This is a genomic window from Neorhizobium huautlense, assembly GCF_030811685.1.
In the GTDB taxonomy this organism is placed as follows: domain Bacteria; phylum Pseudomonadota; class Alphaproteobacteria; order Rhizobiales; family Rhizobiaceae; genus Neorhizobium; species Neorhizobium huautlense_A.
Map to the genome: position 1 here is coordinate 276408 of NZ_JAUSRF010000002.1, position 21090 is coordinate 297497.

Genomic DNA, 21090 nt, shown 5'->3' on the forward strand with positions numbered 1-21090 from the left:
CCCAGCCGATCTCCCCCCTTGAGGGGGAGATGCCCGGCAGGGCAGAGGGGGGATCTGGTGCGCATATCGCTTTTGATCCATCTGCCGCGCTGTTGCTCACCCCCCTCTGTCAGCTTCGCTGACATCTCCCCCTCAAGGGGGGAGATTGGAGGGAGCAAGCGGCACGAGCCCAGTTCCATTTGCAATCGTTCGGCCGCTTGCGGGGCAACCGCTCCACAGACATTTCAAGGAGATATTTCATGGCAATCGAAGGTAAACAGGAAGCGGCGCGTGAGCCGCGCATCCGTCTCGGCATGGTGGGTGGCGGTTCGGGCGCGTTTATCGGCGCGGTGCATCGCATGGCGGCACGGCTGGACGACCGGTATGATCTGATCGCAGGCGCGCTGTCATCGACACCGGAAAAGGCAGCGGCATCGGGCCGTGAACTCGGGCTCGATCCGGCTCGCACCTATGGTTCCTACAAGGACATGGCGATCCGCGAGGCGCGACTGAAGGATGGCATCGAGGCGGTGTCGATCGTCACGCCCAACCATGTGCATTTCGAAGCGGCGCGCGAGTTTCTGAAACGCGGCATCCATGTCATCTGCGACAAGCCGCTCACTTCCAATCTGGCGGATGCAAAGAAGCTGAAGAAGCTGGCGGATGAAAGCGATGCTCTGTTCATCCTCACCCACAATTACACCGGTTACCCGATGGTGCGGCAGGCGCGAGAAATGATCGCCAATGGCGAACTCGGCAAGCTGCGTGTGGTGAATGTGGAATATGCGCAGGACTGGCTGACGGAAGCGGCCGAAGAGACGGGCGCCAAACAGGCCGTGTGGCGCACCGATCCGGCGCAGTCTGGCGCTGGTGGCTCGACCGGCGATATCGGCACGCATGCCTATAATCTGGCCTCCTTCGTCACCGGCCTGACGCTGGAAAGCCTCGCCGCCGATCTCGACAGCTTTGTGCCGGGCCGGAGATTGGACGACAATGCGCATGTGATGCTGCGTTTCGCGGAAGGCGCGAAGGGCATGTTGTGGTGCAGCCAGGTGGCACCGGGCAATGAGAACGGCCTGAAACTGCGCGTTTTTGGCGAAAAGGGCGGGCTGGAATGGTGCCAGGAAAACCCGAACCTCTTGTGGTACACGCCGTTCGGTGAGCCGAAGCGGCTGATCACCCGCAATGGCGCAGGCGCAGGGGCTGCCGCAGCCCGCGTGTCGCGTATTCCCGGCGGTCATCCGGAAGGGTATCTCGAAGCGTTTGCGACGATCTATTCGGAAGCGGCGCTGGCCATCAACGCCAAAAAGAACGGTACCAAGCTCGACAAGGCGGTGATCTACCCGACCGTCGATGACGGCGTGAAGGGTGTCGCCTTTGTCGAGGCCTGCGTGGCCTCTTCGAAAAAGAACGGCGCCTGGGTCAAACTCTGATCCTTCTGACGGGCGGCAGACCTGATGCCGCCCGCCTTGCTTTGGTCTCTATCCACGAATAGAAAACCGTCAGTCAGCAACACCAACAGGATGTGTGCAGCCATGGATTTCATCTCGATCGCAACGCCGCTTTGCCTTGCAATCCAGGGAAATCATATAGATGCCTGCTTCCATAACGCTGTCCAATCTTTCGTGGTCCACACCTGACGGCCGCCCGCTTTTTTCCAATATAGATCTGAGTTTCGGTTCTGAGCGTGCCGGGCTTGTCGGCCGCAATGGCGTCGGCAAGACGACGATCCTGAAACTTGTTGCCGGAGACATTCAGCCGCTGACGGGGTCAGTCTCCGTTCAAGGTCGCATCGGCATGATGCGCCAGAGCGTGCAGGTCGATGACGGCGCGACTGTTGCCGATCTTTTTGGCGTCACGGCCGAGCTTGCGCTTCTCGGCAAGGCCGTTGCGGGCAACGCGACAGTCGAGGAAATCGCAACCATCGACTGGCTGCTTGAAGAACGGATCGCTGCGGCACTCTCTGACGTCGGTCTCGATGCCGGGCCGGAGACACGTCTTGCAGCCCTTTCCGGTGGGCAGCGCACGCGTGCGGGGCTTGCGGCCCTTGTCTTTCGCGAGCCGGATTTTCTCCTGCTGGACGAACCGACCAACAATCTCGACAGGGAGGGACGGATCGCTGTCATCGAATTGCTGTCACGCTGGAAGGCGGGGGCGATCGTCGTCAGTCATGACCGTGAACTGCTCGACTGCATGGATGCGATTGTCGAACTGACGACGCTCGGGGCCAAGCGTTATGGCGGCAACTGGAGCCGTTTTCAGGAGCGCAAGCAATTGGAGCTTGCTGCCGCCGAGCACGATCTGGCGGATGCGGAAAAGACGTTTGACGAGATCGCCCGGACCGCTCAATTGCAGGTGGAGCGCAAGGCGCGCAGGGATGGCGCCGGCAAACGCAAGGCAGACCGGGGCGACATGCCGCGGATTTCCGCGGGTGGGCGAAAAATGCAGAGCGAGGTCACCAGCGGCGAAAATGCCAGGCTGGCGGTGCGGCGCAAACAACAGGCGTCGGCAGCGATTGTGGAGGCGAGAGAGCGGATCGAGATATTGCAGCCGTTGTCAGTGCAGATTGCTCCGACCGGATTGCCGGCCCACAAGGTCGTGTTGCGGGTCGATCATCTGAGCGTCGGTTATGGTGATGGCTCGCCTGTCCTGTCGGGTGTCTCGTTTGATATGGTCGGGCCGGAGCGGGTTGCCATCATCGGCGCCAACGGATCGGGCAAAACGACGCTGATACGGGCGATTACCGGTGCTGTCGCGCCATCCCAGGGCACCGTGCGCGTGTTCACGGATCATGCGCTGCTTGATCAGTCGGTGAGCCTGCTGAATGCCAACGAAACGATCCGGGATAATTTTCGCCGCCTCAACCCGCAAGCCGACGACAATGCGGGCCGGGCAGCCTTGGCCCGTTTCATGTTCCGCGCCGATGCGGCGCTGCAGCTGGTTTCCACGCTGAGCGGTGGTCAATTGCTGCGGGCGGGGCTTGCCTGTGTGCTGGGCGGAACACGCCCGCCCTCGTTGCTGATCCTCGATGAGCCGACCAACCATCTCGATCTCGATTCGATCGCGATGGTGGAGCAGGGACTTGCCGCCTATGACGGTGCCCTGCTTGTCATCAGCCATGACGAGGCGTTTTTCCGTGCGATCGGCATCACGCGCAGGCTGGAATTGCCGATGCGCGGGAGAGGCTGATGCCTTACCGAAACATCGAACCCAGCCGCAGGATCAGCTTGCGGTCGAACATGTGCGGCTGGTCGTACATCCAGGTCAAAGCGTCGGCGGTTGACCATGCCTTCTTGTAGGGGCGCACGCTGGTGAGAGCATCGAACACGTCGCAGACGGTGCAGATACGCACGACCGGGATGATCTGGTCGTCCTTGAGGCCGAGCGGATAACCGCTGCCGTCGAGCGCCTCATGGTGCAGGCGGCAGACATCGAGGATGAGTTCGGAAACGCCGCCGAGATCCTTCATGTGGCGATAGCCGATTTCCGGGTGGCTGCGGATCATCCGCCATTCGACGGCGTTCAGCTTGCCCGGCTTGTTGAGAATGGCATTGGGGATCAGCAGCTTGCCGATATCGTGCAAGATGCCGGCGCGGCCGATCTCCTCGACCATCTCATCATCATATTCAAGCAGCACGGCCATCTGCGCCATCAGGCCGGCCACGACGACGGAATGCAGATAGGTCGCCTTGTGCTTGGCCTTCAGGCGGGTCATCTCGACGAAAAGCTCCGGCGCGTTTTCGACACCGCGACGGGCAGCGATGGCGGCCTCGGTGATATGCGTCATGTCGATATTGCCATCGACCATGGCTTCGAGGCCCTGGCGCATGGCATCCATCGCGCCTTCCAGCGCGGCGCTGGTTTCCAGCCGCATCGGCTCGCTCAAGGGGGCAGGCTTGAAATAACCCGCAGGGGCGCGCTCAAGAAGCGCTGCGACATCCACCCGGCTTTTCTGCTGGCTGACAAGCACGTCAACGGCGGAGGAGAGCAGGATCGATTTCAGATCCTCTTCCGACTCCAGCATGAAACGCCGACGCGGAAATTCGGCACTTGGGCATTCGACGGCCTCAATATAAAGGCCGGCCTGAACAAGATTTTTGGGAAAACGAAGTATCACGCCAATCATTCCTCGAATTACAGGGTGATTTGACAGTCAAGACTATAAATAAATTACTTAAATAGGCGGTCACATTTTCATGTTGTGCCGAAAGAGGGTATTTTTCTCGATTTCGTGATCGGATTTATTACAATTGCTCAGTTTTTATTCACGCATGTGTTTGATTTTGAATTGCTAATTAAATTTACGGTATGCTTTTGAACATGTTCAAATGCGCTTGTAAAGAGCCCAAAATCATGTGTCTGCCCCGCCATTTTTACGCGGCGGGGCAGGGTTTTTGTCAATGTTTCGGAAGGTCGCGGACGGCCTTCACGTCGGCTGCCGAAACGGCCGGTGCCTGGTTGTTCCAGCCTTCGCGCAGGAAGGTGGCAAGCGCCGAGATTTCCTCATCCGACAGACGGTTGTCGTAGCCCTGCATGCGCAGCTTCATCGGGCGGTCGGCCGTGGACGGCAGTTCCGCGCCGTGCAGAATGACGCTGATCAGGCCCTTAGGCGACTTGGCGGTGACAAGCGAGTTGCCGTCGAGTTCCGGGAAAATTTCCGGAGCACCCTTGCCGGTGACGAAGTGGCAGCCACCGCAATTGTCGAGATACAGGCGGGGGCCGAGCGGCATGTCAGCCTTGGCTTCCGTCAGCATCTTTTCGGTTTCGGTGACTTCGATCGGGGGGGCTTGTTTCAGCAACTGGCCGCCGCTGATCGTCTTGAGGTACGTGGCGATCGCCATGTTGTCCTCTTTCGTCATGTACTGCAGCGAGTCACGCACCACGAGCATCATTTCACCGGTGGCAGTGGAATGGGCGTTGCGGGCGGTCGAGAGATAGGCCGCCATCTGCTCGGTCGTCCACTTCTGCGAGGCGCTGTTGTTCCCGCGCAGATCCGGTGCCGAATAACCGTCGATCTCGCCGCCGGTCAGGAAGGCCTTCGACGTATCGTCGATGCCGTCCTGCGCCATGAACAGGTTGCGCGGGCTGTGGCAGGCGGCGCAGTGGCCTGCACCTTCAACCAGATATTTGCCGCGGTTGAACTGCTCGTCCTGGCCCTGAACCGGCTTGAAGCCGGGTTCATAATTGGCAGCCAGCCAGTTCCAGGCTCTGAGACCGAAACGCAGGTTGAACGGGAAGGCGAGTTTGGTTTCCTCGACCTTGTTGGAGACCGGCTCCACCTCGTTCATGAAGTAGTCGTAGAGGGCAACAATGTCCTCCTCCGACATCTTGCGGTAGTTCTCATACGGCATGGCCGGGTAGAGATGTGTGCCGTTCGGGGTCACGCCATCGTAAAGGGCCGCGCGAAAATCGTCGAGCGTCCAGTTGCCAATGCCGGTTTCCTTGTCGGGCGTGATGTTGGTGGTCCAGATCGCGCCCATCGGGCTCTGGATTGCACGGCCGCCGGCAAAGGGCTTGCCGCCTTCCGTCGTATGGCAGGCCAGACAGTCGCCAGCGCGCATCACATATTCACCCTGGCCCTTGGCCGGCTTGAAATCGGCTGCCAGCTGGGTGGCCGGGCCGGTGCGCTGCACCGGCACGAAGATGAAGGCGAGAAGGGCGACGATACCCAGAACGACGAGGACGCCGAGAACGCGAATGAGTTTTTTCATCGATGTTCTCCTCACACCAGCGGACGCGGATTACGCAGGTAATCCGTGCGGATGGCATGGGCGGCCCAATAGGCGAGACCGCCGACCATGCCGGTCGGGTTGTACTGGGTGTTCTGCGGGAAGGCGCCGGCGCCCAGCACGAAGATGTTGTGCTTGTCCCAGGCCTGCAGATAACGATTGACCGCAGACGTCTTCGGATCGGCCCCCATGACGGAGCCGCCGACATTGTGCGTCGTCTGGTAAGGACGCACGTCGTACATGGCGCCTTCCTTCTTGAAGCCTTCCTGCATCGAGGTCGGGTTCATCGAGGCGGCGATCGGTTCCATCTTCGACTTCATGAACTGCGTCATGCGGATATCGTTCGGGTTCCAGTTGAAGGTCATGCGCATCAACGGGCGGCCGAGCGGATCCTTGTAGGTCGGGTCGAGATCGAGGAAGTTGCCGCGGTATGACATGTGCGAACCGTGCGAGCCGATATTCATCGAATGGCCGTACCATTCGCCAACGGCTTGCTTCCAGCCCGCACCCCAGGAGGGCGAACCCTTCGGCAGCGACATGGAGCGGATCGGCTGACCATTGGTCTGACCGGAACGCCAGTAGGCGCCGCCGATAAAGCCTTCACGTCCGAAATCGATATTGTCCATGCCGAAATCGTCGATCGACATGCCGTTCGCGCCGGTGCCGATGAACGGGTTGAAGTGCTCGTCCTTGAAGAACAGCGTGTAACCGCCGTTCATCTGGTAGGCATAGTTACGGCCGGTGACGCCTTCGCCCGTTGCCGGGTCATAGGGCTGGCCGATGCCCGACAGCAGCATCAGGTGGACGTTGTGCAGCTGGTAGGCGGCGAGAATGACCAGATCGGCCGGCTGGAAAACTTCCTCGCCGGTCTTGTAGTCGTAATAGGTGACGCCGGTCGCGGTCTTGCCGTCGGCCGCCATTTCGACGCGCAGCACGTCGGCCTGTGTGCGATATTCGAAATTCGGCTTGCGCTTCAGGGCATCGAGAATGGCCGTCTGCGGCGAGGATTTCGAATAGTTGTAACAACCGTAACGCTCGCAGAAACCACAGTGGTTGCACGGGCCCATCTGCATGCCGTATTCGTTCACATAGGCCTGCGAGGCGATGCCGCCCGGGCTCGGGAACGGATGACAGCCGGCAGCCCTGGCGGCTTCGGCAAACTTTGCGCCATCCCAGGTGGTCGGCATGGCCGGCATCGGATACTCGCGCGAACGCGGTGCCTCGAACGGGTTGCCGCCCTCGATGATCTTGCCCTTTACGTTGCCGGCCATGCCGGAAATGCCGGCAACATGCTCGAAACGATCGAAGAAGGGTTCGAGTTCATCGTAGGTGACCGGGTAGTCCTGGATCTGCATGTCTTCCGGAATGATGCCGGCGCCCCAGCGCTCTTCCACATAGGAACGCAGACGGTATTCCGACAGCTGCGGACGCCAGTTCAGGCCGTTCCAGTGCGTGCCGGCACCGCCGACACCGATGCCGGGCAGGAACGAGCCGAGGCTGCGGTAGGGCAGGGCGGTTTCGTTGACATCGCGGCGGATGGTGACGGTCGAGTTGTGCGGCTTCTGCATCATGCCGAGGCGGACGCCGTATTTCAGCTCGTCGATCATGTTGGGATACTGGAAGTTCGGAACCGTATCCTGGTCGTGACCGCGCTCCAGCGCGACGATTTCCAGACCGTCCTGCGCCAGTTCCATGCCGAGGATGGAGCCGGTCCAGCCGAGGCCGACGATGACGACGTCTTTTTTCTTTTCTGTGCGTGCCATGGTTTTTTAAGCCCTTTCGCCGGAGATGGAGACAGGGCCAAGCGGGTAAGGCTTGTTATGCTTCAAGACCCATTCCTTGTAGGAGCCGCGCGCACCCGGGAAGCCGATATATTTCCAGGCTTCCATGCCGTGATTGCCGCCATACATCGGGTCGGCGAAATAACCTTCCTTGGTGTTGGCGAGCAGGATGGTGAAGAAGTCGCGCAGTTCCGGTGCGATCTTCATCTCGTCCTTCTGCAGCGAGGTCAGCGCCTTGTCCTGGGTTTCCGCATCCAGTTCGGCAAAGATCTTGCCGTGGGTGGTCTTGCACCATGCGTCGAAGAAGGGGATCGCCTGCTGGTAGATCTGCAGCGGGTTGAGCGGGGTCTGCCAGCCGCGCAGCGGGCTTGCCGCCGCATCGTGCGGGCCCTGCATGTACCAGTCGGCGGCGCGGCCGTAATCGCCTGCAAGCTGCTTGTCGATGAAGACCGGAACGCGCGCCTCGATCGCGCCGGGGCCTTCGCCATCCGACGGGATCAGTCTTGCCACTGCTGCCATCACGAAAGCCCACTCACTGGGCGTGAGACAGTCCGGCTTGTATTCGGTGAGTGCCACCGGTTCTGGCTTCTGTTCAGCTTTGGCAGGTACTGCTGCGATACCCGCGATGGCTGCGCTTGCCGCCGATGCCTTCAAAAAGGTTCGGCGAGACGGCAGCCCCGGAACGTCTCTCATTTTATGCTCCTTCGTCCGCATGAGATGCCCCACGCGGCGGGTCAGGAACTGACGCGTCAATTTGGCGCAGGGCAATGTGACGCTGCGGCCCTACGCCGCACATCGGCAAAGCGCAATAACGCGTTGGTTGAAATTGTTGTATTGACATCTATTGGCAGGCAAATTTTGCGCATGTGCATAATATTCTGCAATCTTTGTTCGCATTTGCCACGGATGGCAAAACCTATGCTCTCATCTCTTCGAGCTGATATCCTTCTGAAAATGTGGTATTTCTTGAGCGTGTTTTTGCCCGGAGGAATTGCCGTCTGCGTGCTGTACAAGCGGGTTCCGCTTGGCTACACCGCTTGGGCATCCGGCTTCCAGAGACAGACAGGCGTCTTTCCATGACCGATCCAAAGCTTCTCGCCGCACGTTTTCCCAAGGACTTTCTTTTCGGTGTCGCCACCGCCGCTTTCCAGATCGAAGGCGCGGCAAAAGAAGATGGCCGAAAGGCCTCGATCTGGGATGCCTTCTGCAACATGCCCGGACGTGTCTACGGTCGCCATAACGGTGATGTCGCCTGCGATCACTATCACCGGTTCGAACAGGATCTCGATCTCATCAGGGACATGGGCGTCGAGGCCTATCGGTTTTCCATCGCCTGGCCGCGCATCATTCCGGATGGGACCGGCCGCATCAACGAGAAGGGGCTCGACTTCTATGACCGTCTTCTCGACGGCATGCAGGTGCGTGGCATCAAGGCCTATGCGACGCTCTACCATTGGGACCTGCCGCTGGCGCTGATGGGCGAAGGCGGCTGGGCGGCGCGTTCGACGGCCTATGCCTTCCAGCGTTACGCCAAGGTGGTGATGGCGCGGCTCGGCGACCGGCTGGATTCGGTTGCGACCTTCAACGAGCCTTGGTGCTCCGTCTGGCTGTCACATCTTTACGGCGTGCATGCGCCGGGTGAACGCAACATGGAGGCCGCACTTGCCGCCATGCATCACACCAATTTGGCGCACGGTCTCGGCGTCGAAGCCATCCGCCATGTCGCGCCAAAAGTGCCTGTCGGGCTGGTGCTGAATGCGCATTCGGTCATTGCGGGCACCGATGCCGCTGAGGACAAGGCGGCGGCTGAACGGGCTTTCGATTTCCACAATGGCGCGTTTTTCGGCCCGGTGTTCAAGGGCGAATATCCGGCCTCGCTGCTTGATGCGCTCGGTGATCGCATGCCGGTCGTGGAGGAGGGTGATCTTGCCGTCATCTCCCAGAAGCTCGACTGGTGGGGTCTCAATTATTACACGCCGATGCGTGTTTCCGCCGATCCGGCTGAAGGTGCGGAATTCCCGGCAACGAAACCGGCGCCGTTCGTGAATGATCAGGTGACGGATATCGGCTGGGAAATTTATGCGCCGGCGATGCAGTCTCTCGTCGAGGATCTTTACCGTCGTTACGACCTGCCGGATTGTTACGTCACCGAAAACGGCGCCTGCGATAATACCGAGCTGGTCGATGGCAAGATCGAAGACGATATGCGCCTCGGCTATTACAGCGAACATCTGGGTGTCGTCGCCGATCTGGTGAAGGGCGGTTATCCGATGAAAGGCTATTTCGCCTGGAGCCTGATGGACAATTTCGAATGGGCGGAAGGGTATCGCATGCGGTTTGGCCTCGTTTATGTGGACTATGAAACCCAGGCCCGGACCATCAAGAAAAGCGGCAACTGGTACAGCACGCTGGCCTCGACTTTCGGATCGTCAAACGAGTAGGTTCCAATCCGCAAAAGAGGGAAGATTATTTCCTGCCGCGCCGCACAAACGGAAAACCATCCCTTCGCAGCGGTCGGCGCTGAAGGCATATATGCCGCTCAAGAGAGGTGCGAAATCCTCTGCCGCAATCGCCTGTATCGAAAGCCGTCAAAAATGCTTGCTGTCCGTGTCTGTCTTCGAATGTGCCGCCTGATTGGCTAAAGCGTGCATAAGCGGCTATAGAGCCGCCAGTTTCTGAAGACCAACACCCGAGAGTAAGACATGACGATCCAACAAGCGGCTGCCCGCACCGCGCCCGGGGCCGATCATTCGGCCGGCGTATCGGCGGTGCCGATGGTTGCCTTCGAAGGCGTCGGAAAACGTTTTGGCCCTGCCGGCGAAGGCGGGTTCACGGCACTTGCCGATATCGATCTCACCGTTGCGCGCGGCGCCATCACCGGCATTATCGGCCGCTCCGGCGCCGGAAAATCCACGCTGATCCGCCTCGTCAACGGCCTTGAAAAGGCGACGACCGGCAAGGTGATCGTCGATGGTATCGAGGTCGGTGGGCTGGGCGAAGACAGCCTGCGTGGTCTGCGCCGCCAGATCGGCATGATCTTCCAGCATTTCAACCTTCTGTCGTCGCGCACGGCTTTCGACAACGTGGCGCTGCCGCTGGAGATCGCCGGTGTCGACAAGGCGGTGATCAAGGCCAAGGTCGGCCCGCTGCTCGATCTCGTCGGGCTTGGCGACAAGGCCAACCGTTATCCTTCCGAACTATCGGGCGGCCAGAAACAGCGTGTCGGCATTGCCCGTGCGCTGGCGACCGATCCAAAGCTGCTGCTTTCCGATGAAGCGACCTCGGCGCTTGACCCGGAAACCACGCAGTCGATCCTCGAACTGTTGAAGCGCATCAATGCCGAGCTGAACCTCACGGTTCTCCTGATCACCCACGAGATGGAAGTGGTGAAAACCATCGCCAGCCATGTGGCGGTGATCGATGCCGGCCGTATCGTCGAATCCGGACGCACCTTCGACGTCTACGCCAACCCGAGCCACGAGACGACGCGCACGCTTCTGGCCTCGGCGCTCAACCTGCCGGAATGGCTGCGCAACAGCATCAAGCAGGTGCCGTCCGCTGGTGATCGTGTTCTGGTTCGTCTGGTGTTTTTTGGCGAGACCGCCTTCAAGCCGCTGACCGGCCGTCTGGTTGCCGAGCTCGGCTCCGACGTCAACATTCTCGCCGGAGGTATCGAGGAAATCGGTGGCGAACCCTTTGGTTCGCTGGTCGTCTCCTATTCCGCCGATCCGGCCGTCGTTGCGCGTGCCGAACAATTTTATGCCGAAACCGGCCTGACCACGGAGGTTCTCGGTTATGTCGCTTGAGATGATGATCAGCCTTATCCTCAAGTCGCTCGGCCAGACGGGCCAGATGGTGGCGATTTCCGGCCTTCTCGGCTCGCTGATCGGCCTGCCGATCGGCATTTTCCTCGCCACCAGCGGCAGGGGCGAACTGTTCCCGGCACCAATGGTCAACCGCATCATTGGCCTGATCGTCAATGCTACCCGTTCGACGCCTTTCATCATCATGGTCGTGGCGATCATTCCGTTCACGCGGTTCGTCACCGGCACTTCGATCGGCACCAATGCCGCCATCGTGCCTTTGACCATCGCGACGATCCCGTTTTTCGCGCGTCTGGTGGAAGCGGCGATCCGCGAAATCGACAAGGGTTTGATCGAGGCGGCGCGTGCCATGGGAGCAACCCCGATGCAGATCGTCTTCAAGGTTCTGCTCGCCGAAGCGCGTCCGGCGCTGATGGCCGCACTCACCATGACCATGGTCAGCCTGATCGGTTATTCGGCCATGGTCGGTGCCGTCGGTGGCGGTGGCCTGGGCGATCTGGGCATTCGTTACGGTTACCAGCGTTTCATGCCGGAAATGATGCTCGCCGTCGTTGTCGTGCTGATCGTGCTTGTCCAGCTCGTGCAGAGCGCCGGTGATGCGCTGGCCCGCAGTTTCGACAAGCGCAATCGCAAGAACTGAATTCTGCCAAAAACCAGAAATAACAAAAAGATACCTCCCACATACCGACCACAAGGAAACACCAGAATGAAGAAACTGATCATCGCAGCTACGCTTGCAGTTCTTGCTGCCGGCTCCGCTCTTGCCGAAGACATCAAGGTCGGCGTTTCGGCCGGCGAACATGCCAAGATCATGGAAAAGGTTGCCGAAGTCGCCAAGACCAAGGGCCTCAACATCGATATCGTCGAGTTCTCCGACTATGTCGTGCCGAACCAGGCGCTGAACGATGGCGATATCAACGCCAACTCGTTCCAGCACCAGCCTTACCTCGACAACCAGATCGCTGACCGCAAGTTCGATCTCGTCAGCATCGGCAAGACCATCACCACCCCGATGGGCGTCTATTCGAAGAAGGTGAAGAGCCTCGACGAACTGAAGGAAGGTTCGACCGTCGCCATCCCGAACGACCCGACCAATGGCGGCCGCGCGCTGCTGGTTCTGGCCGCCAAGGGCCTGATCAAGTTCAAGGACGATGCCGGCATCAAGGTAACGCCTGCCGACATTATCGAGAACACCAAGAAGATCGAGTTCGCCGAAATCGATGCAGCCCAGCTGCCGCGCTCGCTCGATGACGTCGATGCCGCCGTCATCAACACCAACTATGCCATGGAAGCGGGCCTCAACCCGAAGAAGGACGCGATCGCCATCGAAGGTGAACGGTCGCCTTACGCCAACGTCATCGTTGTCCGCACTGCCGACAAGGACGCTGCCTGGGCCAAGACGCTGGTTGAAGCCTATCACGATGACAGCATCCGCAAGTTCATCGAGGAAGAATACAAGGGTGCGCTGATCGCTTCCTGGTAAAACCGGTCGCTTCATCCACTGCTATAAGAGGCGGTCCGGCCATGTCGGGCCGCCTTTTCCGTTGGCGGGGTTTGCGCCCGCGATTTCGCCGCGATAAACAAAATTTGAACCCTCGCAACGTATCGTCGGTTCGGGGGAAAATATGCGGGTTCTATCTTCGCGTCCAAAACAGTCTTCTGTCGCGCAGCGTCGTTCGCTCGTGCGTTCGCTGCTTGTCATCTTTGCGGCTGTCATGGTCATCGTCACCAGTATGGTGCTGACAGCGCTCGATCGTGTCGGTGAACACGCCAACCGGCTGGACGACGAACGCTCGCGCGAGACCACGATCGGCGCATTGTTGACCTTTCGCAACCATCTCGGCGCAACGCTGAACGACTATGCCGCCTGGGACGATGCCGATCGTTATGTTTATGCCGACGACGGCATGGACTGGGTGATCAGCAATTTTGGCGAGATGACCGCCAACAACAATCTGTTTGATGCCGCCGTCGTTCTGAATGCCGAAGGCCATGCGCTGATGACCTATGAGGGCGGCGAGCCGGCGGATTGGGCCATCAAGAGCTATTTCGACCCCTCGTTTGCGACATTGTTCGATGGTGTGCGCAACTCGGCACCGGAAGCGATGCCGGAGGGCAATGCCTTCATCCGCACCCCGCGGGGCATCGCAGCCGTCGCCATCGGGCTCGTCCGCCAGAAAAGTGGTCGCATCGATCACGAGCCGGCCGATCGCCGGTATCTCGTCCTGTTGCGGCATCTGCATGAAAACGAAATCACGGCCATGGCGCGGACCTATGTGGTCTCCGGCCTCAGCCTTGTCGGCAATGGAGAGCGGCGGGCCAATCACGTCGAAATCCGCGATGCCGACGGCAATCCGATAGGCGGGCTGACATGGACCTCGCGCTTGCCGGGCAGCGCCAGCCTTCAACAGGTGCAGCCGCTTGTTCTGGGTGCGGTCGCCATGGTGGCGATCTATTTCGTTCTGCTGTTCGTCAGCGGTGCACGGCTGCTGCGCCAGATCAAGGCGGAGGAGGCGGCGGCGGTGGAACTGTCGCGGCTCGATACGCTGAGCGGGCTTTCCAACCGCTATGGCTTGTTCGCCAACCTGCGCGATCTGGTGTCGTTGGCGCAAAACGGCAATGATGACGTGCTTCTGCTCTATCTCGATCTCGACGGGTTCAAGGAAGTCAACGATGCCTATGGCCACGGCACCGGCGACAACCTCATTCGAGGCGTTTCTGCCGGCCTGTTGGCATTGATCGGCAGGGAAGCGACCATCGCCCGCGTCGGCGGCGATGAATTCGCCATTGCCATGAACACGCGCGCGCAGGAAACGGTGGTGCCGGAACTGTGCGAGCGCATTCTCGGCTTTTTTGCCGAACCTTTCGTCATCGGCGAGCGTGTTGCCGTGGTCGGCACCAGTATCGGCGTGGCGGTGTCCGCGCGTGGCAGCGTGTCCGGTGAAGAGTTGCTGCGTCGTGCCGATATGGCCATGTACCAGTCCAAGGATGCCGGTCGCGGCCGCTGGACGGTCTATTCACCCTGCATGGATGCCGAGCGCGAGGAGCGCAACCAGCTGGAAATCGATCTGCGCCGGGCGATCGAAAACAGCGAGATCGGCGTCGTTTATCAGCCGGTCGTGGATGCGCGTGATGGGCGCATGGTGTCTGTGGAGGCCTTGGCGCGCTGGAACCGGCCGGGGCATGGGCCCGTCAGCCCGGAAATCTTTATCGGCGTTGCCGAGCAGACCGGCATGATCGATCAGTTGGGCCTCAGCGTGTTGCGCACCGCCTGCCGGGCCGTGCGGCAATGGCCGGACCTGCGGCTTGCCGTCAATATTTCGCCCGGCCAGTTCCGCGATCCGGCCTTTGCCGGTCATGTCGCCCGGACGTTTCGCGATATCGATGTCGATCCCAATCGTATCACGCTGGAAATGACCGAGAGCTATTTCATCCGCAATCCGGCCCGCGCGCTTGCCGCCATCGACAGCCTGAAGGCGATCGGCGTGAAGATCGCGCTCGACGATTTCGGTTCCGGCTTTTCCAGCGTCGGTTACCTGCGCCAGTTCGGTTTCGACCGCATGAAGATCGACCAGTCACTGGTCGCGACGGTGGCGGAAGGCGGCAGTGCCGTCGACCTGTTGCAGGCAACCGTGGCGCTGGCGCGCGCGCTCGATATTCCGGTGACGGCGGAAGGCGTGGAGACCGAGGATCAGGCAAAGATCTTGCGGCTCAGCGGCTGCGATGAATTGCAGGGATATTTCTTCGGCAGACCGATGCCGGGGGATGCGATCGGGCGGATGGTGATGGAGCAGCGCGAGGTTGGGGGCTGATCAGGGAGCCTTTTGCGTGGTCTGCTGCTGAAAACTGTGCAGCTGATCCCTGATCTGCGTCATTTGATCACCGACCAGCCACCACAACATGCTGGCAAACAGCACGATGACGATCCCGGCACCAAATGCGACACCTTCAAAGCGCGAAATCTTGCTTCTGACCTTGTCGAGGCGATCATCCAGCCTGCCGATATCAGTGATGACACGATCCGTCTTTGTCGTGACAGAAGAGAGTTCGCGCTGGATCTCCATGAGCGACTGCATGATCTGCTCGTTGAGCGCATGAGTCGGGTTATCCTTGGTCGCCTGACTGGGGCGTTGTGCATTCATCCTGGCTCCCCTGTCGCAACCCTGAGTGATGCAGAGTTTATTATGCGATTATGTGTTTAAAGGCAGATGCCTGCAACCCGTCTTTTTGAGGGGCCAATGGCACGAACATTTTCGTTCCGGCATCCTCACAAATACCGCGCCACCTTGACCTTCAACAACTCCACCAGCGCCGGTTCCATGAACTGGTAATCGTCTGGAATATCCAGACAAATCAACCGCGCTTTTTTCATCGCCGCCCGGTAGCGCGTCTGCAGCTTTGTCCGGTGCATCCGCTCCATCACAAAAATGATGTCCGCCCATTCGACAAGTTCTGAGGAAAGCGGATTTTCCGCGTCGTTATTGGTGCCGGCCGAGGCGGTTTCCACACCCAGCCAGTCGGAAAATACCTGTTCGGCCGTCGGGCTGCGCAGCTTGTTCTGGCTGCAGACGAACAGGACGTTTTTCATCAGCCGCCGATATGTTTCTGGCCGCGCTTCTTGGCGAGCGCGATCTGAAGCTGGCGCTGGCGGTAGCGCAGGCGGTCTTCTTCCGTGCGGCTGTCATAGCAGTTGGAGCAGGATACGCCTTCCTCGTATTTTTCCGAGGTGACCTCTTCTGCCGTGATCGGGTTGCGGCAGGCGTGGCAGAGCTTGTGATTGCCTTCCTTCAGGCCATGCTCGACCGAGACGCGTTCATCGAACACGAAACAGGCGCCTTCCCACAGGCTTTCTTCCTGCGGCACTTCCTCGAGATATTTCAGGATGCCGCCCTTGAGGTGATAGACGTCCTCAAAGCCTTCCTGCTTCATGAAGGCGGTGGCCTTTTCGCAGCGGATGCCGCCGGTGCAATACATGGCGATTTTCGGCTTGTTGTGCAGACCGGCATTGTTGCGCACCCAGTCGGGAAACTCGCGAAATGTCTTGGTGTTCGGATCGACCGCGCCCTTGAAAATGCCGATCGCCGTTTCGTAGTCGTTGCGGGTGTCGATCAGGATGGTTTCCGGATCGGAGATCAGCGCGTTCCAGTCCTTCGGATCGACATAAGTGCCGACGATGCGGTTGGGGTCGATATCCTCGACACCCATGGTGACGATCTCTTTCTTGAGCTTCACCTTCATGCGCACGAACGGCATTTTGGACGCGCGGCTTTCCTTGTGCTCCAGCCCGGAAAATTCCGGCATGGCGCGTAGATGGGCGAGCAGCTTTGCGATTGCTCCGTCCGTGCCGGCTACCGTGCCGTTGATGCCCTCGCGCGCGATCAGCAGCGTGCCCTTGATACCATTTTCATCACAAAAGGCCTGCAGCGGCTTTTGCACGCTTTCGAAACGGTCGAAGCGGGCGAAATGATAGAGGGCGGCCACGAGAAAGCTGCCCGTAGCCTCGGGGCGCGGAAGGGTCTGGTTTTCGGTCATGGGCGTGGAAATACAATTTTGGCCGCGTCTTCGCAATGGCCTGTATCGTGACAATCGATCAGGATGCTGCCGATCAGGATGCTGCGGCAGCTTTCCAGAGCATGGCGATGATCCGGCTTTCCTCTTCGCCATCATCGGCAAATACGGAGTCGGCCATCCGTAGTGCCTGATGTCGCAGCGCCTGCTGTTTGGATATCACAGCGCCCAGAAGCCGCGCCATCGTATCGCCATCGCCAAACAGCTCCGGCTGTTCGTTGATCAGCTGTGTCAGCACCGAAAGATCGTGTTCGTGGCCGAGAATTTCGACCAGCACCTTCGCGTCGTCGTGCTTGGCGCGCATCGCCGATGGCCAGAGGTCGCGCAGCAGCGACAGATGCATCCAGTAGATCTGGCCGGATTTGCGCAATTCATGAAAGACGTCGGCTTCCGGCTGGGCATGGCATGCGGCAAGCGCCGATGCGGCCGCATTGCGCTGCTTGCGCCATGCCTTGCCAAGGCATTTTGCCGCCTTGGCGGCGCTGTCGCCGAGATCGAGTGTCTGCAACGCATCGATGGCCGCCCGACCTTCCGCGATGGCGGCTGTGATTTTTTCCTCAAGATCGGTTTCGTCCGCCACGATCCGATCGCGGCGTTCGATCAGCGCATTGGAGGCGAAGGTGAGCGCGGCGATCTCTTCCGCCGATGTTGCATCGCTCACCAGATATTCGGTGGTTTCGATCAGGGCCGTGGCATCGCGGGCGGTCGACAGCGATTTGGCGATATCGCGGATGCGGGCGTTTTCGACCTTGCGAAACGCCTTGGCATCCGGTTCGATCAGCCGGTAGAGCGCGCGCACCCGCTTGAACCGCTTGCGGGCATCGTGGATCGCCTTGTGCTGGCCGTCCGGCTGCTCTTCCAACAGGGTGACGGCACGGCCAAGCTGCTTTTCCGCAACCGCGCGAATCTCCTGTGTGAGCGGTTCAGAGGGGCGGATTCGATAGGCCATGGCCCAACTCCGCGCTCAGATCCTCGTTCGTCGCCATTGCCATGTTGGAATAACGCTTGTCGCCGGTCACCTCGCGGCCAAGCCATGCGGGCAGGTCCGGCCGGTCTTCGGTGGATTGCATCTCCACTTCGGCAACGATCAGGCCGTGATAGAAACCGGCGAATTCGTCGACCTCGAAGGTGAAGCCGCGATACTCCACCTTGTGGCGGGTCTTTTCCAGAACGATGCCGATCGCCGCCTGCATCAGTTCCTCGGCGTCTGCGACCGGAATGTCGTATTCGAACTCGTCGCGCACCAGGAGGTCGCGGCCGATCTTGATCGTCAGGCGGGCGCTGCTACCGTCGATGATGCGCACACGGATCGAGCGATCGTCGCCGGTCGCGATATAGGCCTGCAGAAACGTATTCGTGGCGCTGACGCCGGCCTTCCAGCCATCATTGTCTACCAGAAACTTGCGCTCGATTTCCTTGGCCATCTCTACCCCGTTTGTTGACAGCAAACCTATGGCAATGCGACACTTTCGACCAGCCCCGCATTGTGTCGCAACGGCATTTTCTCTCGACATCGTCAGGTGTGGGGAGTATTTCAAAGCCCACTTTAATCGTTTCAAACGGATAAGATGATGAGCGGTAAGACAGAAAAAGTCCTTTCCATCCTCAAGCTGCAGCCGGTCGTTCCGGTGCTGATCGTGGACGACGCGAAATCGGCGGTGAACCTTGCCAAGGCGCTGGTTGCCGGTGGTCTGCGCGCCATCGAGATCACGCTGCGCACCCCGGCAGCGCTCGACGCCATCAAGGCCGTAGCCGCCGAAGTGGAAGGCGCCAATGTCGGTGCCGGCACCATCCTGAACTCCAGGGATTACGAAGCAGCCGTCAAGGCCGGCTCCACCTTCATCGTGTCGCCCGGTGTTTCGCCGAGCGTGCTGTCTGCCGCCAACGATAGCGCCGTTCCGCTGCTTCCGGGCACGGCCACGCCGAGCGACGTCATGACGCTGCGCGAAGCCGGTTATGACGTGATGAAATTTTTCCCCGCCGAACAGAACGGTGGCGCCGCCATGCTGAAGGCATGGTCCTCGCCGCTTGCCGGCACGCTGTTTTGCCCAACCGGCGGCATTTCGCTGAAGAATGCCAAGGATTACCTGTCGCTGCCCAACGTCGTCTGCGTTGGCGGTTCCTGGGTTGCCCCGAAGGAACTGATCGAGGCCGGTGACTGGGTCGGCATCACCAAGCTTGCTTCGGAAGCCTTTGCGCTGAAGGCCTGAGCCGAATGATTTTCATGAGGCGGTCCGCCATGCGGGCCGCTTCATGACATTTTCGTCATCTTTTTTGATTTCGGCGCAGCAATCCCTATCTCCGGGTCAGTGTTTCACGATCAGGAGATTTGAATGTTCGACGCCAAGAAGCTTCTAGACCAGTTCCTCGGTTCGCAGGTGCCCGGTCTTTCGGGAAGCGTTCGTGACCGGGCAGGCCAGTTCGGCGATATCGCGAAGAACAATCCCCTGAAGTCGGCAGGTCTCGCCGCTGCCATTCTCGGCACCAAGACCGGCCGCAAGCTGGCCGGCAATGTGGCGACGATTGGTGGTATCGCTGCTGTCGCCGGCCTCGGTTACCTCGCCTACAAGAATTACCAGTCGGGCAAGGCACCGGAAGCCGCCCCGCAGCCGACACCGGCCAGCAACCAGCCGATCGCCCTGCCGCCGCCGGACAGCGCCTTCAGCCTGGAATCACCGCAGCTTTCCAACGATTTTGCCCTGACGCTGATCCGCGCCATGATCGCCGCCGCCAAGGCAGACGGCCATATCGATGCTAGCGAACGTGCCAACATCATGGAAAAGGTTCATGAAGTCGATCTCGGCTCGGAAGCCGAAGCCTTCATCCGCGATGAACTGGCAAACCCGGTCGATATCGATGAGCTTGTTGCCGCAGCCCGCACGGAAGAACAGAAGGTCGAGCTTTATACCGCGACCCGCCTGACCATCGAGCCGGATACGCGCGCCGAGCGCGGTTATCTCGATCTGCTCGCCGGCCGTCTCAACCTGCCGGATGCGCTGGTCGATCATATCGATGCGACCGTGTCTGCGGCCAAGGTTCAGGCCTGATCAAGACCGGTTGCCGGACATGAAAAAGGCCTCCCGCGTGTGTCGCGGGAGGCCTTGTCTTATTGTGTCAGCTCAAAGCTTGATTTCGAGCTTCAGCGAATAGTTGGAAAAATCCTGAAACGCGCCGGGGTTCTTGAACGTGGAGGCCGGAAGCGCGGTCGGCGGACGATTGTCCGGGCGCCACGATGCCGTCAGCGTCATTTCCTTGTTGATGTTCCAGGCGAGATCGACTTCGCTGGTCTTGACGCCGCCATTGTTGGTGTGGCGCGCGGAAGCTGAAACATCGGCATAGCCGACGCCGGCGCGGTAGCCCATATTGCTGCCATTGCCGTTGCGATCCATGCCGACGAAACCGGTCAGCTTGTCGTTGCGCGCCTTGATGTCGTAGGACTGTCTGGTAACGCGATTGTTGAAATCGGTTTCGACGCTTGTGCTGAAATCCACGTATTTCTTGGGGTCATTGGCCGCCGGATCATCGCTGATGCGGAAACCGAAATCGTAGACGATCTTCCTGTCGCCGACGTAAACGCCACCGCGCGGATTGGTGCCGTTCGTTGCCACGCCCAGCACGCCAGAACTCTTGGCGTCAGGCTTGATGCGGCGTTCGGAATTTTTCAGAAGGCCGGCCAGGATCTTTTCCTGTGCCGTGGTCGGTGCCTTCGGTTTGCCGTCGATATCGAAGGCACCCATCATGGTGCGATAGGTGCCGTTGATGCGGCTGTTGACGGCGAAGATCGTCGTGCCGTCGTCGGTAATGCCGGCCACGCCTTCGTAATGCGAGCCCTTGAGGCTGTATTTGCCGCCGCACTGGAACTGGCTGTTCAGATAGCTGTCATCGGCCGAATAACCGTCAAAGGTAATGCCGGTTGCTGTCGCGCCCGGGCCGCAGCCGCTCAAGACAGGGTTGACGTTGAGATTGATCTCGCGAAAACCTTGGGGCGCTTTCGACTGCTGCTTTGGGGCTTGGGTCGCAAGCTTTGCGTCCCTCATTGCTGATCCTGGTCCCATCGTGTTTCCCGTCCGTTTCTGTTGATCGAATGAGCGAAAATATCTTTCGTAAGCGCCGGCCGGTCGTTGCCGTCGGCTAAGATGACAGTCATTTGATTTTGTTCAACGGTGCGCAAATTAGGTTCCTTGCCCCGTTTGTCCACCCCAAAACGAA

General features: G+C 59.8%; 19 protein-coding genes. 9 read left to right on the plus strand and 10 right to left on the minus strand.

The annotated features are described in order from the left end of the window. Positions 1 to 239: 239 nt before the first annotated feature. Both J2T09_RS03915 and J2T09_RS03920 read left to right on the plus strand, forming a co-directional pair. Positions 240 to 1412 (plus strand): Gfo/Idh/MocA family protein, encoded by a 1173-nt coding sequence (locus J2T09_RS03915; RefSeq protein WP_306831308.1) that lies wholly within the window; start codon positions 240 to 242, stop codon positions 1410 to 1412. Between the two features lie 160 nt (positions 1413 to 1572). Continuing rightward, on the plus strand, positions 1573 to 3168 hold the full coding sequence (locus J2T09_RS03920; protein ID WP_306831310.1) for an ABC-F family ATP-binding cassette domain-containing protein: 1596 nt from the start codon (positions 1573 to 1575) through the stop codon (positions 3166 to 3168). Between the two features lie 4 nt (positions 3169 to 3172). On the opposite strand, the gene J2T09_RS03925 is transcribed toward J2T09_RS03920, so the two are convergent. The 4 genes from J2T09_RS03925 to J2T09_RS03940 all read right to left on the minus strand — a co-directional run bounded on the left by J2T09_RS03925 (position 3173) and on the right by J2T09_RS03940 (position 8182). After that, positions 3173 to 4096 carry an HD-GYP domain-containing protein gene (locus J2T09_RS03925; protein WP_306831312.1) on the minus strand — a complete coding sequence of 308 codons (924 nt, stop codon included), beginning with the start codon at positions 4094 to 4096 and terminating at the stop codon, positions 3173 to 3175. A 280-nt stretch (positions 4097 to 4376) separates the two neighbouring features. Further along, a complete protein-coding gene (locus J2T09_RS03930; RefSeq protein WP_306831313.1) occupies positions 4377 to 5690 on the minus strand; it encodes a cytochrome c in 1314 nt (437 codons plus the stop codon). An 11-nt stretch (positions 5691 to 5701) separates the two neighbouring features. After that, positions 5702 to 7471 carry a GMC family oxidoreductase gene (locus J2T09_RS03935; protein ID WP_306831315.1) on the minus strand — a complete coding sequence of 590 codons (1770 nt, stop codon included), beginning with the start codon at positions 7469 to 7471 and terminating at the stop codon, positions 5702 to 5704. A 6-nt stretch (positions 7472 to 7477) separates the two neighbouring features. Continuing rightward, complete coding sequence (locus J2T09_RS03940) at positions 7478 to 8182, minus strand: gluconate 2-dehydrogenase subunit 3 family protein (RefSeq protein WP_306831316.1); 705 nt, start codon at positions 8180 to 8182, stop codon at positions 7478 to 7480. A 383-nt stretch (positions 8183 to 8565) separates the two neighbouring features. Between J2T09_RS03940 and J2T09_RS03945 the strand changes: the two genes are divergently transcribed. From J2T09_RS03945 to J2T09_RS03965, 5 genes are all read left to right on the plus strand, one after another. Beyond that, positions 8566 to 9930 (plus strand): GH1 family beta-glucosidase, encoded by a 1365-nt coding sequence (locus J2T09_RS03945; protein WP_306831318.1) that lies wholly within the window; start codon positions 8566 to 8568, stop codon positions 9928 to 9930. A gap of 333 nt (positions 9931 to 10263) precedes the next feature. Then, on the plus strand, positions 10264 to 11295 hold the full coding sequence (locus tag J2T09_RS03950) for a methionine ABC transporter ATP-binding protein (RefSeq protein WP_306831673.1): 1032 nt from the start codon (positions 10264 to 10266) through the stop codon (positions 11293 to 11295). Beyond that, positions 11285 to 11953 carry a methionine ABC transporter permease gene (locus tag J2T09_RS03955; RefSeq protein ID WP_306831320.1) on the plus strand — a complete coding sequence of 223 codons (669 nt, stop codon included), beginning with the start codon at positions 11285 to 11287 and terminating at the stop codon, positions 11951 to 11953. The genes J2T09_RS03950 and J2T09_RS03955 overlap by 11 nt, the downstream gene beginning before the upstream one ends. A 66-nt stretch (positions 11954 to 12019) precedes the next feature. Further along, positions 12020 to 12796, plus strand: coding sequence for a MetQ/NlpA family ABC transporter substrate-binding protein (locus J2T09_RS03960; protein WP_306831322.1), 777 nt, complete (start codon positions 12020 to 12022; stop codon positions 12794 to 12796). Between the two features lie 142 nt (positions 12797 to 12938). Next, positions 12939 to 15125, plus strand: coding sequence for a bifunctional diguanylate cyclase/phosphodiesterase (locus J2T09_RS03965; protein WP_306831324.1), 2187 nt, complete (start codon positions 12939 to 12941; stop codon positions 15123 to 15125). On the opposite strand, the gene J2T09_RS03970 is transcribed toward J2T09_RS03965, so the two are convergent. The 5 genes from J2T09_RS03970 to J2T09_RS03990 form a co-directional block, all read right to left on the minus strand. Then, positions 15126 to 15455 (minus strand): hypothetical protein, encoded by a 330-nt coding sequence (locus tag J2T09_RS03970; protein ID WP_306831327.1) that lies wholly within the window; start codon positions 15453 to 15455, stop codon positions 15126 to 15128. Between the two features lie 125 nt (positions 15456 to 15580). Continuing rightward, the gene (locus J2T09_RS03975) at positions 15581 to 15901 is read right to left on the minus strand and encodes a low molecular weight protein tyrosine phosphatase family protein (RefSeq protein ID WP_306831329.1); all 321 of its coding nucleotides are present in this window, start codon (positions 15899 to 15901) and stop codon (positions 15581 to 15583) included. After that, positions 15901 to 16845 (minus strand): oxygen-dependent tRNA uridine(34) hydroxylase TrhO, encoded by a 945-nt coding sequence (gene trhO, locus J2T09_RS03980; RefSeq protein WP_306831331.1) that lies wholly within the window; start codon positions 16843 to 16845, stop codon positions 15901 to 15903. Before trhO ends, J2T09_RS03975 begins: the two co-directional genes overlap by 1 nt. A 73-nt stretch (positions 16846 to 16918) precedes the next feature. Further along, entirely contained in the window at positions 16919 to 17830 is a 912-nt protein-coding gene (locus J2T09_RS03985; RefSeq protein ID WP_306831333.1) for a CHAD domain-containing protein, read from the minus strand. After that, complete coding sequence (locus tag J2T09_RS03990; RefSeq protein ID WP_306831335.1) at positions 17805 to 18305, minus strand: CYTH domain-containing protein; 501 nt, start codon at positions 18303 to 18305, stop codon at positions 17805 to 17807. Before J2T09_RS03990 ends, J2T09_RS03985 begins: the two co-directional genes overlap by 26 nt. Positions 18306 to 18452: 147 nt before the next feature. On the opposite strand from J2T09_RS03990, the gene J2T09_RS03995 reads away from it, so the two are divergent. Further along, positions 18453 to 19091: a 2-dehydro-3-deoxy-phosphogluconate aldolase gene (locus J2T09_RS03995; protein WP_306831338.1), complete on the plus strand. Its 639-nt coding sequence runs from the start codon at positions 18453 to 18455 to the stop codon at positions 19089 to 19091. Between the two features lie 123 nt (positions 19092 to 19214). After that, positions 19215 to 19928, plus strand: a complete 714-nt coding sequence (locus tag J2T09_RS04000) for a tellurite resistance TerB family protein (protein WP_306831339.1) — start codon at positions 19215 to 19217, stop codon at positions 19926 to 19928. A 72-nt stretch (positions 19929 to 20000) separates the two neighbouring features. On the opposite strand, the gene J2T09_RS04005 is transcribed toward J2T09_RS04000, so the two are convergent. Beyond that, a complete protein-coding gene (locus J2T09_RS04005) occupies positions 20001 to 20918 on the minus strand; it encodes a hypothetical protein (protein ID WP_306831341.1) in 918 nt (305 codons plus the stop codon). Between the last annotated feature and the right edge of the window lie 172 nt (positions 20919 to 21090).